The organism is Streptomyces coeruleorubidus (assembly GCF_008705135.1).
Taxonomy (GTDB): domain Bacteria; phylum Actinomycetota; class Actinomycetes; order Streptomycetales; family Streptomycetaceae; genus Streptomyces; species Streptomyces coeruleofuscus.
The window spans coordinates 7,427,615-7,443,739 of record NZ_CP023694.1; the positions used below are offsets into that span (position 1 = coordinate 7,427,615).

The following is a 16,125-nucleotide window of genomic DNA, read 5'->3' on the forward strand; positions in this document are numbered from 1 at the left end:
GCGGACATAAGGGACATACATTCGAGTCAGGGGGACCCGGTACCGGCCTCGCACACCCATGGGCATACCGTGAGGAGTCGTACGTCCGAGCCGGGAGGAGAGACGGGATGAGCAGCGGCAGCCGTACCGCGCTGGTCGAGGATCTGATGGAGCGATTCCCGCATGTTCCGCGGGAGGCCGTCTTCAAGGAGGACCTGCTCCGCGGCGGCGTGGCCTTCGACCCGTCCGCGCTCAGCGACAACGAGGGCGGCGAGGTCAAGCCGAAGTCGTACTTCATCTTCTCCTTCGACCACGGCACCCTGCCCGAGCTGGGCGAGGCCGCGCTGCGCCGGCCGCCCGAGGAGATCATCCTCACCGGCGGCCCGTACGACCTGCGCCGGACCGTCGTCTCGGTGCGCGTGAACCCGGCCTCGCCGTACCGCGTCGCCGCGAACGAGGACGGTGTGCTGGGTCTCTACCTCGACGGCAAGCGGATCTCCGACGTCGGCGTGCCGCCGATGCCCGAGTACTACCGGCACACCCTCGCCAGCGGGAAGTCGGTCATGGAGGTGGCCCCGACCATCCAGTGGGGCTACCTGATCTATCTGACCGTCTTCCGGGTCTGCCAGTACTTCGGCGCCAAGGAGGAGTGCCAGTACTGCGACATCAACCACAACTGGCGCCAGCACAAGGCCGCCGGGCGCCCGTACACCGGGGTGAAGGACGTCGAGGAGGTCCTGGAGGCCCTGGAGATCATCGACCGTTACGACACGGCGAAGGCCTCCACCGCCTACACCCTCACCGGCGGCGCCATCACCAAGACGGTCTCCGGCCGCGACGAGGCCGACTTCTACGGCCACTACGCCAAGGCCATCGAGGAACGCTTCCCCGGCCGCTGGATCGGCAAGGTCGTGGCCCAGGCGCTGCCGCGCGACGACGTCCAGCGGTTCAAGGACTACGGCGTGCAGATCTACCACCCCAACTACGAGGTGTGGGACGAGTACCTGTTCAAGATGTACTGCCCCGGCAAGGAGCGCTACGTCGGCCGCGACGAGTGGCACAAGCGCATCCTCGACTCGGCGGACATCTTCGGCGCTCGTAACGTCATCCCCAACTTCGTGGCGGGCGTGGAGATGGCCGAGCCGTTCGGTTTCACCACGGTCGACGAGGCCATCGCCTCCACCACCGAGGGCCTGCGCTTCTTCATGTCGCACGGCATCACGCCCCGCTTCACCACCTGGTGCCCGGAGCCCACGACGCCGCTCGGCAAGGCCAACCCCCAGGGCGCGCCCCTGGAGTACCACATCCGGCTGCTCCAGGCGTACCGGCAGACCATGGAGGACTTCGGTCTCTCCTCGCCCCCCGGCTACGGTCCCCCCGGTGCCGGACGCGCGGTCTTCTCGGTCAGCTCCTTCATGGACAGCCTGCCGGCGGACGAACCCACCGCTGTTTGATAACGCTTCGATGACGTCGTGCATCATTGCGGTACGGCGTTGAGTCACAGGGCGGTTGTACCCGTACGGCATACAGACGCGGAGCCGTGGGGGCACGCCGCCCTGTCGTGCTTATCTGAACAGGGCGCTTGTCAGTTGTGTGGGTGGCGTGAAAAGCTCTTGCCCTGCCTTCGAGGTTCCCCCCAACTCCATTGCCAATACGGCGAGTTGACCTCGCTTGTGGATGCAGGAGACCCATGCCCGACCTGCCGACCCCTCAGGACGCCGCCGAGGCCGCGCTGTTCTCCGAGTGCTGGGACGCGGTGCTCGCCTACGCCGACCTGTGCACGTCCGGCTCCACCGCTGCCGCACAGCTGGGCCGCGAGGCGTTCGCACACGGCACACGTGAGGCCCGCGCGGCCGAAACCGGCCCGGTGCGCAGCGCCGGCCGCCGCGCGGCCCGGCTGCCCCGGATACCCCTGCTGCTGACCGCCGTACGCACCACGGCCGCGGCCTGGGAAGAGGAGGGGCAGGGCCACAAACTCGACCCCGACCTGCGGCTGTGGCTCAACTCGGACAAGGCCGACCGCTACACCGGCCCGCCCCTGACGCGCCCGCTCGCGCTGCGCGGCCTGCGCGACCTCCAGCAGGCCGACGCGGAACTGCTGTGGCTGGCCGAGGTCGAGGCGCTGCCGCTGTCCGTGGTCGCCCGCCGCCTGGGCCTCGACCCGGCCACCGCCGCCGACGAACTCCAGCAGGTGCGCACCCTGTTCCGGGACCGCTGCCACCGCAACCACCTCGACACCCCGATGGACGCCCAGTGCCGCAGCTACGCCCGGCTGCTGGACGCCGTCACCCGCTCCGCCGCCGCCGACACGCCGGGTGACCTCTCCCGGCACCTCGCCACCTGCGTCCAGTGCGCCGAGGCCGCGGCCTGTCTGCGCCTGCACGGCGGGGGACTGCCCGGGGCCCTGGCCGGCGGAGTGATCGGCTGGGGCGGCCTCGCCTACCTGGAGCGCCGCCGCCGCGCCGCGGAGGTCCGGCTCGGCGCCGGCCGCCCCGGCCCGTCGGACAAGGCGAACGACGGACCGGAGGACGCGGAGCAGAAGGCGCGCGTCGCCCGCAACGGCCTCCTCGTCGCCGCCGTCCTGGTCTCCGTCCTCGCGCTCGGCGTCTCGATGATGCCGTTCGGCGGCTCCGGCGACGACCTCGGGGCGCGCGGCGACGTGGGCCGGCAGCCGGTGGCCGACCCCAACCCCGACCCGCCCCTGCCGTCCGCCCCCACCCTGCCGCCCGCGACCTCGAAGCCGGCCGGCAAGACAACCCAGGACACCAGCAAGTCGGAGAAGCCCTCCAAACCGGAGAGCAGCAGCCGCCACACCGAACCGCAGGGCACCTCCTCTCCCACGAAGGGCGACGAGAGCGAGAGCCCCGCCTGCCGGGTGGAATACGACCTGGTCAACCAGTGGCCCGACGGCTTCCAGGCCACCGTCACCGTCACCAGCAGCAAGTCCCTCGACTCCTGGCGCGTGTCCTGGTCCTTCCGCGACGGCCAGCACGTCGGCCAGATGTGGGACGCCGCCGTCTCCCAGGACGGCTCCCGCGTCACCGCGACCGCCGCCGACTACAACAAGTCGGTCCCCGCGGGCGGCCACCTGGCCTTCGGCTTCCTCGCCTCCTGGCGCGGCAAGAACTCCCCGCCGTACGACTTCACGCTGAACGGCCAGGACTGCGCGAAAAGCAGTTGACGCGCCTCGGCCGTGACGGGATACCGTGACGGCGGTTCCACCGAGAGCCGAGTACCACCAAGAGTCGAGGATCGAGGAGGTGTTGACCGATGGCTGTCATTGCGATGAGCGCTGCCCGCATCCAGTTCATCAAGTCCACCTCCATGGCCGCCGGCTGATCCGACCGACTGTCGGGCCGGGGCCGACCTGGGAAGGGTCACCCTTGACTTCCAGCTCTGCCTCATCTGTTTCCTCCGCGCTCGCCCCGTACGGCTGGGACGACGCATGGGCGGACGAGTTCGCCCCCTACACCACCGAAGGACTGCTGCCCGGACGCGTGATCCGGGTCGACCGCGGGCAGTGCGACGTCGTCACCGCCGACGGGGTGCTGCGCGCCGACACGGCGTTCGTCACCCCGCATGACCCGCTGCGGGTCGTCTGCACCGGCGACTGGGTCGCCGTCGAACCCGGCGGGAACCCGCGCTACGTCCGCGCGTACCTGCCGCGCCGCACCGCCTTCGTCCGTTCCACCTCCTCCAAGCGGTCCGAGGGACAGATCCTCGCGGCCAACGTCGACCACGCCATCGTCGCCGTGCCCCTGGCCGTCGAGCTCGACCTCGGCCGCGTCGAACGGTTCCTCGCGCTCGCCTGGGAATCCGGGGCGCAGCCCGTCGTCGTCCTCACCAAGGCCGACCTCGTGCCGGACGCCGTCACCGTCGCCCACCTCGTCCAGGACGTGGAGACCAGCGCGCCCGGCGTGCCGGTGGTGCCGGTCAGCGCTGTGGACGGGGCCGGTCTCGACGTGGTCGCGGCGATCGTCGGCGGTGGTACGTCCGTGCTGCTCGGGCAGTCCGGCGCGGGCAAGTCGACGCTCGCCAACGCGCTCCTCGGCGAGGACGTCATGGCCGTCCAGGCCACCCGGGACGTCGACGGCAAGGGCCGGCACACCACGACCACCCGCAATCTGCTCGCGCTGCCCGGCGGGGGCGTCCTGATCGACACGCCCGGACTGCGGGGCGTCGGGCTGTGGGACGCCGAGAGCGGCGTCGGGCAGGTGTTCTCCGAGATCGAGGAACTGGCCGAGCGGTGCCGCTTCCACGACTGCGCCCACGAGGCGGAGCCGGGGTGTGCCGTGCTGGCCGCCGTCGAGGGCGGTGACCTGCCGGAGCGGCGGCTGCTCAGCTACCGCAAGCTCCTGCGGGAGAACCAGCGCATCGTCGCCAAGACGGACGCCCGGCTCCGGGCGGAGATCCGCAAGGACTGGAAGCGCAAGGGCGCGATCGGAAAGGCCGCGATGGAGGCGAAGCGCGGACCGCACTGGCGCTCGTAGCCGTACGGTGGCCGAAGCACCGTGCGCGCAACGCCGTGTCCGATTTCCGCCAGCGGCAGACCCGCCGACGGCGGAGACTGGACAGCGTGAGGGACGACGACACAAGGGACGAGGACACGGGGGAAGACCCCCGGTACGAAGCCGTACGCAGTCGTGACGGGCGTTTCGACGGCGCCTTCTTCTTCGCCGTCGAGACGACCGGCATCTACTGCCGGCCGAGCTGCCCCGCCGTCACCCCGAAGCGGGCCAACGTACGGTTCTTCGCCACGGCCGCCGCCGCGCAGGGCTCGGGCTTCCGGGCCTGCCGGCGGTGCCGCCCGGACGCCGTGCCCGGCTCCGCCGAGTGGAACGTCCGCGCGGACGTGGTGGGCCGGGCCATGCGGCTGATCGCCGACGGCGTGGTCGACCGGGAGGGCGTCGCCGGGCTCGCCGGACGGCTCGGCTACAGCGCACGGCAGGTGCAGCGGCAGCTCACCGCGGAGCTCGGAGCCGGGCCGGTCGCCCTCGCCCGGGCCCAGCGCGCTCATACCGCGCGCGTCCTCGTGCAGACCACCGACCTGCCGATCACCGAGATCGCGTTCGCGTCGGGCTTCGCCAGCGTCCGGCAGTTCAACGACACCATCCGGGCCGTGTACGCCTCGACCCCGAGCGAGCTGCGCGCCGCCGCGGCGACGAAGAGCGGCCGGGCCCGTCGTACGGCCACGCCGAACGCCGGGATCCCGCTACGGCTCGCCCACCGCGGCCCGTACCAGGCCGGCCCCGTCTTCGACCTGCTGCAACGCGAGGCCGTGCCCGGCGTCGAAGAGGTGGGCGGCCCGCCCGGCGCGCGCACCTACCGGCGCACGCTCCGCCTCCCGTACGGCACCGGCATCGTCGCCGTCGACGAACGCCCCGGCACCGCCCGGACCGGATCCGGCGCCCACCCGGGCGGCTGGCTCGACGCCCGGCTGCACCTCACCGACCCCCGCGACCTCACCACCGCCGTGCAGCGGCTGCGTCGGCAGTTCGACCTCGACGCCGACCCCTACGCCGTCGACGAGCGCCTCGGTACCGACCCGGTGCTCGCCCCCCTGGTCGCCGCCCGGCCCGGCCTGCGCTCGCCGGGCACCGCCGACCCGGAGGAACTCGCGGTACGCGCACTGGTCGGCCGGGCGGAGGCGGAACAGCTCGTGCGGCGCTACGGCAAGGCCCTGGACGCCCCCTGCGGCAGCCTCACCCACCTCTTCCCCGAGCCGGCCGTCCTCGCCGGCGCCGAACCCGGCGGCACCCTCGGCGCGCTCACCGCCGCCCTCGCCGACCACGCCGTACGCCTGGACCCCGGCGCCGACCGGGACGACGCGCAGGACGCCCTGCGCGCCGTGCCCGGCCTGGGCGCCCGCACCATCGCCGAGATCCGCACCCGCGCCCTCGGCGACCCGGACGTGGCCCCACCCGGCGCCGACGTCCCCGACAGCTGGCGCCCCTGGCGCTCGTACGCCCTGAACCACCTGCGCGCAGCAGGGAAGTGGGAGTTCCGATGACCTCGACGTACTGGACCGACGTGGCCTCCCCGCTCGGGCCGCTGCTCCTGACCGCCGCCCCGGACGGCGCGCTGACCTCGCTGTCCGTGCCCGGGCAGAAGGGCGGACGCGTGGTGCGGGACGACTGGCGGCAGGACCCGGGGCCCTTCCGCGAGGCCGGGGAGCAGCTCGCCGCCTACTTCGCCGGGGAACTGAAGGAGTTCCGGCTGACGTGGCGCACCGACGGCTCCGTCTTCCGGGAGAAGGTCTGGGCCGCGCTGGACGACATCCCGTACGGCTCGACCGTGACCTACGGCGAGATCGCCGCGCGCATCGGAGCGCCCAGGGCGGCCGTACGGGCCGTGGGCGGGGCGATCGGCGCCAATCCGCTGCTGGTCGTCCGCCCCTGCCACCGGGTGATCGGCGCCGACGGGACACTGACCGGCTACGCGGGCGGCCTGGAGCGCAAGGTGCGGCTGCTGACGCACGAGGGTGTGCTGTAGACGCCGAGGTGTGCGCCGGGGGTCTTCCAAGGTGTGTTCCCGGGCGGGTTCTCACGCCCCGAAAACGGCACCCACCCATGCCGCCGCGATCAACTGGCACGTGAACAGTTCCACCAGCACGCTGGAGCCGCCCGCGCGCATCGCCGTGCGCAGGGCCGCGACGGCCTCGGCGTGGCGGCCGAGGCGGAGGCGTTCGGCGAGGTAGATACCGGCCAGAAAGCCGGGGATCGCGCCGAGCACCGGGAGCAGGACGAAGCCGAGGGTGGATCCCGCTCCGGCGTAGGACAGCATGCGGTGGGTGGCGCCGCCCGCCCGCAGCCGCCGGGGTGGCAGGGCCCAGCGCACGCCCTGGGAGACGAACATCAGGACCGTGGCTCCCACCAGCACCCACCAGGCGACGGGCTGCGGGTCCTGCAGCGCCCACCACATGACCGCGGCCCACACCAGCAATGATCCGGGCACCGCGGGCAGCAGCACTCCGTACAGACCGAGCAGGATGACCAGCCCGACCAGCAGGAGGTCCCACACTCCCATCTGACCAGACTGCCGGAATACGGGAGAAGGCGCAGGTCAGAAGCGTGGGCGCGGTCCAGACCCGCAGGTCAGCCGGTCGTGGCCGCCGATACGCCCTCATGAGCCCGCATATCGCATGACCGTTCTACGGCTCACTCGACGTGCCGTTCACGGGGGCGTGGAAGGCCGGTTTTTCCCCAAGCCCCGTTTGCATCCGGCCCTCGCGGTGGACAATCAGGGGCATGAGCCAGCAGGGGGGAAGGCCCACCGGTCCCGAGGACGACTGGTGGGGGCAGTTGTACGACGACTCCACCGGCGACACTGGCCCCGCACCCGTGCCCGATTCCCTCGACGACCGCTTCGCCTCGGCGGCCGGGGCGGTGGGCGGCCGGGGTGTCCCGGGACCCGGGTCGGGGGAGGGGGCCGTCCCGGATCCGGTGGTTCCCGCGCCTCGGTCCGGGGCCGACGACGTCATGGACGACCCACCCGCCTCGGACCCGTCACCGCAGCGCGCACCCTGGGAGCCACCGCCCGCGCGCCCCACGGGCCCGGTGACGTTCCCGGCCGCGGCGAAACGGCAGGGGCCGGAGCGGACGCCCCCCGCCCCACCGACGGTCCCCCGCCACCCCCGGCGCCTCCCTTCTGGCCGGGCCCCGAGGCGGCCCGTTCCACCACGGCGGGCGCCCCGCCCAGGGGTCCCACCGCCGAGCCCGGGCCCGGCGGTACCGCATCCCCCGGCCCGGCCGATCCGCCGCCCGCACCGCCACTCCCAGCCGATCCGCCCGCACCACCACGCCCGGTCGGCCCCCCGCCCACGCCACCCCCCTCCGCCGACTCTCCGCCCACGCCCCCACCGCCCGCGGACCCTCCGCCCGACCCACCCGAAGCCGCCTTCGAGCGCCCCGCGTCCTCCCCGGGGCCCCGTGGTCACGTCGGCTCGCGGCCGCCCACCTACGACGCCGAGCCCACGGCGCTTCCGCTCGCCGATCCCGACGATCTGGACGACCTCGTCGCGGACACCGTGCTCGACGGGGCCCGGTACGGGGCCTGCACATTGCGGGCCGTGTCCGTGCGGGGGGACTCCGCGCGGTACCGGGGCGAGCCGCGGCGGGACTCGCTGCTGACCGCGCGGTTCGGCACAGGCGAGCAGGCGCTGCTGCTGGTGGCGATGGCGACCGGGACCCGGGCCACGCCGGGGGCGCACCGGGCCGCCGCCGAGGCCTGTCACTGGATCGGGCGGGCCGTCGGACGCAGTCACGCGCGGCTCGTGGAGGACATAAGGGCGGGGCGGCGCGGCGACCTGAAGTCCGGACTGCACCGCCTCACCGACCGCAGCCTCGGCAAGCTCCGCGCCAGCGCCGCAGAACAGGGCGTCGACCCGGAGGAGTACGCGGCCGGCCTGCGCTGTCTGCTGCTGCCGGCCGATCCCGAGTGCCGTACGCGCGTCTTCTTCGGTGTCGGGCCCGGCGGGCTGTTCCGGCTGCGGGACGGCGAGTGGCAGGACATAGAACCCCACGTCGCCGAGATCAAGGGCGAACCCGTCGTGGGCTTCGGATCGCCGCCCTCCGAGACGCCCGACGGCGACCGGCTCACCATGGACCTGGGCATCCCGACCCCGCCCAGCCCCTACGAACCGGCCCCGGAACCACCCCGCGAACCCTTCCGCTTCCGTACCTCCGTCGCCCGCCCGGGTGACACGCTCCTGGTGTGCAGCGCCGGCCTCGCCGACCCGCTGCGCGGCGAGCCCGAACTGGGCGACTACCTCGCCGAGCGGTGGTCGCGCCCCGAGCCGCCCGGCCTCGCCGCGTTCCTCGCGGACTCCCAAGTACGGGTCAAGGGTTATGCGGACGACCGTACGGCCGCGGCCGTTTGGGAGGCGTGACGGCGTCTCGTGTGACTTGATGGAACCCGGAGGGATCCCAGGAGACCGAAGGGGCAGACGAGAGACATGGCCAAACAGAACGTCGCGGAACAGTTCGTCGACATCCTGACCCGCGCCGGAGTCAAACGCCTCTACGGGGTCGTCGGCGACAGCCTCAACCCCGTCGTCGACGCCGTCCGCCGCAACTCAGCCATCGACTGGATCCACGTCCGGCACGAGGAGACCGCCGCCTTCGCCGCCGGGGCGGAGGCGCAGATCACCGGCAACCTCGCCGCCTGCGCCGGCTCCTGCGGGCCCGGCAACCTCCACCTCATCAACGGCCTCTACGACGCCCACCGCTCCATGGCCCCGGTACTCGCCCTCGCCTCGCACATCCCGTCCAGCGAGATCGGCCTCGGCTACTTCCAGGAGACCCACCCCGACCGGCTGTTCGCCGAGTGCAGCCACTACAGCGAGCTGATCTCCAGCCCGAAGCAGATGCCCCGGCTGCTCCAGACCGCCATCCAGAACGCGGTCGGCCGCTCCGGCGTCAGCGTCGTCTCCCTGCCCGGCGACATCGCCGCCGAGCCCGCCCCCGAAAAGGCCGCCGAGACCGCCCTCGTCACGTCCCGGCCGACGGTCCGTCCGGGCGACGCCGAGATCGACCGGCTCGTCGAGATGATCGACGACGCCGACAAAGTGACCCTGTTCTGCGGCAGCGGCACGGCCGGCGCGCACGCCGAGGTCATGGAGTTCGCGGGGAAGATCAAGTCACCGGTGGGGCACGCGCTGCGGGGCAAGGAGTGGATCCAGTACGACAACCCGTTCGACGTCGGCATGAGCGGGTTGCTCGGCTATGGCGCCGCCTACGAGGCCACCCACGAGTGCGACCTGCTGATCCTGCTCGGTACCGACTTCCCGTACAACGCCTTCCTCCCCGACGACGTGAAGATCGCCCAGGTCGACGTCCGGCCCGAACACCTCGGCCGGCGCTCGAAACTGGACCTCGCGGTGTGGGGCGACGTGCGGGAGACGCTGCGCTGCCTCATCCCACGGGTGCAGGAGAAGAAGAACAGCCGCTTCCTCGAACGGATGCTGAAGAAGCACGCGGACGCGCTGGAGGGGGTGGTGAAGGCCTACACCCGCAAGGTCGAGAAGCACACGCCGATCCACCCCGAGTACGTGGCGTCCGTACTCGACGAAGTCGCCTCCGACGACGCCGTGTTCACCGTCGACACCGGCATGTGCAACGTCTGGGCCGCCCGCTACATCTCGCCCAACGGCCGCCGCCGCGTCATCGGTTCCTTCTCCCACGGCTCCATGGCCAACGCGCTGCCCATGGCGATCGGCGCGCAGTTCACCGACCGGAAGCGGCAGGTCGTGTCGATGTCCGGCGACGGCGGATTCTCCATGCTGATGGGCGACTTCCTGACGCTGGTGCAGTACGACCTCCCGGTCAAGGTCGTCCTCTTCAACAACTCCTCCCTCGGCATGGTCGAGTTGGAGATGCTGGTCGCCGGACTCCCGTCCTACGGCACCACCAACAAGAACCCCGACTTCGCCGCCGTCGCCCAGGCCTGCGGTGCCTACGGCGTACGCGTCGAGAAGCCGAAGGACCTCGCCGGGGCCCTGAAGGACGCCTTCAAGCACAAGGGCCCGGCCCTCGTCGACGTCGTCACCGACCCCAACGCCCTGTCCATCCCGCCGAAGATCAAGGCGGAGATGGTGACCGGGTTCGCCCTGTCCGCCTCCAAGATGGTGCTGGACGGCGGGGTCGGCCGGATGGTGCAGATGGCCCGCTCCAACCTGCGCAATGTGCCCCGGCTCTAGCTGTAGGGCGCCCATCGGCGTTCGGAGGTGTCGTACGTGTAGCGGGGCAGGCCCTTGATGCCGCTGGTCCGGAACGGGCGGCCGGCGTCGTCGATCCGGACCGTGCCCGTGCGGCCCTGGGAGGACCAGTCGAGCTCCAGGTACCAGCGGCAGTCGCACCCCTGGGTCCTGGCGTTGACCAGTAGCACCTCGGGGTCGCGGGCGGAGACCCGGTAGGGCATGCGCACCGCCGGGATCGGCGTACCCGTGTCGCTCCCGGCCACCGCGCGGGCGATGGGGCGGTCCTTGTCCAGGTTCACGTCGAAGGAGCGCGGGGTGATCGAACCGCCGCAGCCCTGGTTCATGGCATAGGCATTGCCCGGCGCGGGTGCCGAGCGCCCCACCACGCGTACGCGCAGCGCCTCCAGCACGACGGCCGTGTCGGTCCGCCCCTGCACGGACAGCCGCACGAGCGTCTCGCCGCCGTGCACCGCGTTCTCCGACGCGGCCCAGACCCCGGCGTCCTGGGGGACCGGTGGCGGTGGCACCTGCTCGGGCGGCGCGGCGACGACGTAGTCGTGACCGCAGCCCAGCTTCCACGCCTGGGAGTCGGCGGACCAGGTGAGAGGTGGGGTGGAGGCGGTTCCGCCGGCGGGCGGGGTGGTGCGGACGGAGGGTGACGGGGAGGGCTTCAGCCGCTTCGGAGTGGCGGAGGGTGAAGACCGCCGCGGAGCGGGGGAGGTGCCGCTCGGGGTAGGGGAGGGGCTCTTCCCGTCCGGGGCTTCCGTCTTCGCCGTACCGGACGGGGCCGGAGCGGCGGTGCCGGGCCGGTCGCCGGCGGACGCACGCCGCCCGTCCGGCAGCGCGGCGAGGCTCCCGAGCGCCGCCAGCACCGCGCAGGCGGCGGCCAGTCCGACCGCGACGCGCCTGCGGCGGTACCAGGGGAGGCCGGGGAGCGAGTCCGCTTCCGCAGGGCTTTCGACAGGGCCGTCCACCGTGTCGGTGTCGGTGTCCGCATCCGTGTCCGTGCCCGTCTCCGCCGTACCGGCAGCGCTCGCCGGCCGATGACGCTGCCGCGCCGCCACCGCGAGGAGCCAGCGGCGGTGCAGCTCCAGACGTTCCTCCGCTGACGCCCCGCACAGGGCGGCGAAGCGCTCCACGGGCGCGAAGTCGAGCGGGACCGCCTCGCCCGCGCAGTAGCGGTGCAGGGTCGAGGTGTTCATGGCCAGGCGCCGGGCCAGTGAACCGTAACTGCGGTCCGTGCGCTCCTTCAGCGTCCTCAGCAGCGCCGCGAACTCCCCGACGTCGTCGACGTCGTCCTGTACCGACACCGTCCCCCCCGTCCTTCCGGCTCGGCCCGTCCCGGAACGGCATCCCAGGCGCCCCATGTACCTGCACGTCAGACGGGCTGGGATGGTTCCACCGTGCCGGATCGGATGCGAGCTGTTGCATCCGGACGGTGGGACCGCTGATGCTCTTGGTGCCGCACCGACGAGGCCCGGGCCGACCAGCCGGCCTCGCCGCGGCATCCACATCCACGCACTCGTCCACGGGGGAACACCCATGCCCATGCGCATCCGAGCAAGCGCTCTCACCGCCCTGACCGTCGCCGCCCTCGCGGCGGGCACGGTCCTCACGGCACCGGCCGCCGGTGCCGCGCCGAAGGCCGCCGCACCGAAGTTCCTGTCGGCGTCCCAGCTGCCGCCGCACCCGACCTCGGCCTGGACGGCCGGCCCGGTCACCGACGGGTTCCCGGAGGGACTCGGCTCCTGCGTGAGTACGGAGGGCGTGCTCGACTACGAGTACCGGCACCGGGAGTTCCGGACCGACCTGGAAACCAGCGCCGTGCAGTTGACCGTCGTGACGGGCACACCCGCCCTGGCCAAGGCCCTGGCGAAGCACTACGACGACCTGATCCGCACCTGCGCCGACCGCATCGAGGAATCCTCCCCGGACGTCGAGGCCGAGGGCCGGGACTACGGTTCACTGCCCGTTGAGGAGGGCGCCCGCGTCCGCGGACTGCACACCGAGACGTCCTGGGGCGCCACGGACATCTCGCTGCTGTCCGTCGGACGGGACGGCAGGACCGTCACCGTCGTGTCGTGGGGCCAGATGGGTGACTTCGACGACGCGCCCGTGGCCGCCTTCAAGAAGACGACGACCACCGCCGTCAACAAGCTGTACTGACCGGACGGCCACCGGAGAAGGACCGGGGCCGTCCTCCCGCCACGGGGGTCGGGAGGACGGCCCCGTACCGCCCGGGAACCCGGGGGAGACCGTCGTACTTCGGCCAACTTCACCGGACCGCCACGCCCCGGGACCAGCCGCCCCACCCCTTCGCCGCGTACGGAAGGATCGGCAGCCGGCCATGGGCAGTTCGTCCGATCTCCGGCGGTCAGGATCCGCCGCGGGACGTCTTCCGGCTACCCTCTTGTCCCCCTCCCCTTTGCCGTCGTACTGCTCAGGGCCCCTCCGCCCGGCCCGCCGGTCCCGGCCACATGGCCGAACATCCGGTCGTTGACGATTCGACATGACTGCCGCGTGCCCGACGGGGCATGGATCCCCGTGAACGTGTTCGAGCAGGAGGGGAACCGACATCGGCGCGCGGGCGGGGGTCATGGAGAGGCAGGCACGAGGAGGCGGTCCCATAACGATCGGGGCGTTCTCCGCGAAGACGGTGGAGGACAAGACCGAAGACGTCACGGAGCAGGTGCCGGCGCCTCAGTTGAGGCGCAGACTCGGGCGGGCGGACCTGCGGGCCGTGCCGGAGGCCCGCAGGGCCCTCCGGGAGCTGCTCGGGCAGTGGGGGAGGTCCGCGCGATCGGACGTGGCGGAATTGCTGACCAGCGAACTCGTCACCAACGCGATCGTCCACACCGACCACGACGCGGTCCTGACGGCCACCGTCGGACCCCGTGGACTACGGGTGGAGGTACGGGACTTCGTGGCCCGCAGACCGCGGCTGCGTGTACCGGTCGCCGACGACGGTACGAACGGCAGGGGCCTGTTCCTGGTGCAGTCCCTGGCGGACGCCTGGGGCGTCAGGGCGCACGGTGTGGGCAAGGCCGTCTGGTTCGAGCTGGAGGCCGAGGCGGCGTGAACGGAGAAGGGACGCGGCCCGCAGGCCACGCCCCCTCCTCGGTTCTGTGCGGCTCGGTCAGCCGAACTGCTGCTCCAGGTCCTTGAGCTTGCGCTCCAGGGAGTCCAGACGCGGCAGCGCCATGGTGTCGTCCTCCGCGGTGAGGTCGACGGTCACCGGGTCAGCTCCTTTGCGCACCGGCTGAAGGGAGGGACGCGAGCGCACGGGCAGGGGCTCCGGCGCGGATATGGCAGGCTCCGCGGTGACCTGCGAGGAGCCGCGCTCCACCTGCACCTCCAGCTGGCGTCCGCCGCCACGGCCGAAGTGGCCGCGGTGGCCGCGGCTGATCGCCTTCAGCTGGGCCCGCTCCACCCGCTGCTGGTCGCGCCGCCGCTGCCGGGCCTCTTCCTTCTTGCGCTTGTCGTCGCGCACCTCGTCGACGGCCTCGTCCAGGCTGCGTACACCCTCCAGGAGCATCAGCGACCAGGCGCGGTAGGTCTCCCGGGGGGCCCGCAGCCAGCGCACCATACGGATCTGCGGCAGCGGGCGGGGCACCAGGCCCTGCTCCCGCAGGGCGGCCCGGCGGGTCTGCTTCAGCGCGCGGTCGAAGAGGACCGCCGCCGAGAGGGACATGCCGGCGAAGAAGTGGGGGGCGCCGTCGTGGCCGACGCCCCTGGGCGCGTGCACCCAGTTGAACCAGGCCGCGGCGAAGGCGAACGTCCAGACCAGTATCCGCGAGCCGAGCGCGGCGTCACCGTGGCTGGCCTCGCGCACCGCGAGGACGGAACAGAACATCGCCGCGCCGTCCAGGCCGAACGGGACGAGGTACTGCCAGCCGCCGGACAGTCCGAGGTTCTGCTCGCCGAAGCCGACCAGGCCGTGGAAGGAGAGCAGGGCGGCGACGGCCGCACAGCAGAACAGGAGGAGGTAGGAGAGGGTGCCGTAGACGGCTTCCTTACGTCTGCGGCGTTCCTCGCTGCGCTCCCAGGAATCGTCCGCGCTCGTGTCCTTGACCGAGGAGCGCTTGCCGCGCGCGAGCACCGCCACCGCCGCCAGCATGCCCAGGAGAAGCACGGCGCCCGGAAGCAGCCAGTTCAGCGATATGTCGGTCAGTCTCATCTGGGTGGTCCCTTGCATTGGGATAGGGCGTAACGCCCGCCATAGTGGCCCAATCCCACCGGCCCTCAGGGGGTTTCGGGGCAAGAGGCCGCCAAGGAAGTGCAAGGGATTGCCCAGGGCGGCTTTCTGCTCGAACTGCCGCTTGAAGGGCGAGAGTTGAGTTCGAAAAAGACAACCCGTGCGGGTGGTTCTCCGGAAGTTTCCCGTGACGCGTGAGGAAGTTGTGAATCGGCTGCGCGCATGTGGGTGGCCGGTTGCGTGATGATCTTACGGGGTGGCGGCGGGCTGCTCTGTCCGCGTCTGCCCGGGGTGCCTCAACCGGCCGTGGCCAGCAGCTTGTTGACCCGGTCGGCGTCGCAGGTGCGCGGGCAGGTGGCGCAGGTGTCCTCGGGGCGCAGGGTGTAGAACATGCAGCAGCTCGCGCGGTCCCGGGTGCGCAGCGGCTCGCCGCCGGGGCCGGTCAGCTCGCGGAAGGCCGCCGTGCCCACGTACGGCTTGGTCGCGCCCGGCAGGAGCAGCTCCAGCTCGCGCATCGCACGCCGCTCCTCGATCTCGCCGAGCAGCTGGGCGACGTACCAGAGCCCCTCGACGATCTCGTCCGTCGCCATACCCCACAGGGCCCGGCCGCGGCGCCGCATCCTGGGGCCAAAACCGGCCAGGACCGGCTCCATGTGCTCGGCGACCGCCGACCGCACCTCGGCCCGCAGTGCCTCCTCGTCCGGGACGACCCGGGCGCCGGGCAGCGCGGCGGCCTCGTCGCCGGGCAGGCAGGCGAACCCGGCCGGGCGGACGGCCAGGTGGCCGACGGGGTGGTCGGGCGCCGTGCGGTCGTACGAGACGTGCGTCACGGGGTAGCGGGGCACGCGGCGGTGCAGGAACCAGGGGACGGTGATCAGGAGGCAGGCCGGCCAGGCGTAGCGGTGCAGGCCGAAGCTGGCGATCACGTCGGGGCGTGCCTGCCGGTCGTAGTCCCGGCGGATCTGGGCGTCGTCCCAGGATAGGAAGGCGTCGAGGCCGGGGCCGGCTTCCGCGAGCGCGGCGGCGGTGGTCCAGTTGCCGCCCCGGGGGGCCTCGTCCCCGGCGGTCAGTTCGGTGATGGCCAGCCCCGGGAGGACCTCGGCCAGACGGGCGTACGCGCCGGAGAGGGCCGAAGGGGGCAAGGGCATGGGATCACCGGTCCGCGTCTGTTGAACGGTCTGTTGAACGGGTCGCTTGAAGGTAAGCCTTACCTTACCCAAGATCGCCGGGATTTGAACTGGCGGCCGGTGCGCTT

Annotated in this window: 13 protein-coding genes; 9 read left to right on the plus strand and 4 right to left on the minus strand. The window is 72.3% G+C overall.

The genetic code is table 11. The features are described from left to right. Window positions 1–107: 107 nt before the first annotated feature. The 5 genes from CP976_RS34265 (at window position 108) to CP976_RS34285 (ending at window position 6,471) form a co-directional block, all read left to right on the plus strand. Entirely contained in the window at window positions 108–1,433 is a 1,326-nt protein-coding gene (locus CP976_RS34265) for a radical SAM protein (RefSeq protein ID WP_150483794.1), read from the plus strand. Window positions 1,434–1,669: 236 nt separating this feature from the next. Continuing rightward, entirely contained in the window at window positions 1,670–3,160 is a 1,491-nt protein-coding gene (locus CP976_RS34270; RefSeq protein WP_150483795.1) for a cellulose-binding domain-containing protein, read from the plus strand. 202 nt (window positions 3,161–3,362) lie between these two features. Further along, window positions 3,363–4,469: a ribosome small subunit-dependent GTPase A gene (gene rsgA / locus CP976_RS34275; RefSeq protein ID WP_150483796.1), complete on the plus strand. Its 1,107-nt coding sequence runs from the start codon at window positions 3,363–3,365 to the stop codon at window positions 4,467–4,469. Between the two features lie 86 nt (window positions 4,470–4,555). Then, complete coding sequence (locus CP976_RS34280; RefSeq protein ID WP_190146826.1) at window positions 4,556–5,989, plus strand: DNA-3-methyladenine glycosylase 2 family protein; 1,434 nt, start codon at window positions 4,556–4,558, stop codon at window positions 5,987–5,989. Beyond that, the gene (locus CP976_RS34285; RefSeq protein ID WP_150483797.1) at window positions 5,986–6,471 is read left to right on the plus strand and encodes a methylated-DNA--[protein]-cysteine S-methyltransferase; all 486 of its coding nucleotides are present in this window, start codon (window positions 5,986–5,988) and stop codon (window positions 6,469–6,471) included. Before CP976_RS34280 ends, CP976_RS34285 begins: the two co-directional genes overlap by 4 nt. A 51-nt stretch (window positions 6,472–6,522) precedes the next feature. On the opposite strand, the gene CP976_RS34290 is transcribed toward CP976_RS34285, so the two are convergent. Further along, entirely contained in the window at window positions 6,523–7,005 is a 483-nt protein-coding gene (locus CP976_RS34290; protein WP_150483798.1) for a DUF456 domain-containing protein, read from the minus strand. A gap of 496 nt (window positions 7,006–7,501) precedes the next feature. Between CP976_RS34290 and CP976_RS44530 the strand changes: the two genes are divergently transcribed. Next, window positions 7,502–8,866 carry a protein phosphatase 2C domain-containing protein gene (locus CP976_RS44530; RefSeq protein ID WP_208838976.1) on the plus strand — a complete coding sequence of 455 codons (1,365 nt, stop codon included), beginning with the start codon at window positions 7,502–7,504 and terminating at the stop codon, window positions 8,864–8,866. Between the two features lie 66 nt (window positions 8,867–8,932). Continuing rightward, window positions 8,933–10,675, plus strand: coding sequence for a pyruvate dehydrogenase (locus CP976_RS34300; RefSeq protein WP_150483799.1), 1,743 nt, complete (start codon window positions 8,933–8,935; stop codon window positions 10,673–10,675). Here the strand turns inward: CP976_RS34300 and CP976_RS34305 are convergent. Continuing rightward, a complete protein-coding gene (locus tag CP976_RS34305) occupies window positions 10,672–11,985 on the minus strand; it encodes a helix-turn-helix domain-containing protein (RefSeq protein ID WP_229875302.1) in 1,314 nt (437 codons plus the stop codon). The genes CP976_RS34300 and CP976_RS34305 overlap by 4 nt on opposite strands. A 232-nt stretch (window positions 11,986–12,217) precedes the next feature. Between CP976_RS34305 and CP976_RS34310 the strand changes: the two genes are divergently transcribed. Together CP976_RS34310 and CP976_RS34315 are read left to right on the plus strand one after the other, a co-directional pair. Next, window positions 12,218–12,841: a hypothetical protein gene (locus tag CP976_RS34310; RefSeq protein ID WP_150483801.1), complete on the plus strand. Its 624-nt coding sequence runs from the start codon at window positions 12,218–12,220 to the stop codon at window positions 12,839–12,841. A 430-nt stretch (window positions 12,842–13,271) separates the two neighbouring features. After that, window positions 13,272–13,754 (plus strand): ATP-binding protein, encoded by a 483-nt coding sequence (locus CP976_RS34315; RefSeq protein WP_229875300.1) that lies wholly within the window; start codon window positions 13,272–13,274, stop codon window positions 13,752–13,754. A gap of 57 nt (window positions 13,755–13,811) precedes the next feature. Here the strand turns inward: CP976_RS34315 and CP976_RS34320 are convergent, their stop codons facing one another. Next, window positions 13,812–14,852 (minus strand): DUF2637 domain-containing protein, encoded by a 1,041-nt coding sequence (locus CP976_RS34320; RefSeq protein ID WP_150483802.1) that lies wholly within the window; start codon window positions 14,850–14,852, stop codon window positions 13,812–13,814. 314 nt (window positions 14,853–15,166) lie between these two features. Beyond that, on the minus strand, window positions 15,167–16,018 hold the full coding sequence (locus CP976_RS34325) for a (2Fe-2S)-binding protein (protein WP_150483803.1): 852 nt from the start codon (window positions 16,016–16,018) through the stop codon (window positions 15,167–15,169). Window positions 16,019–16,125: the final 107 nt, after the last annotated feature.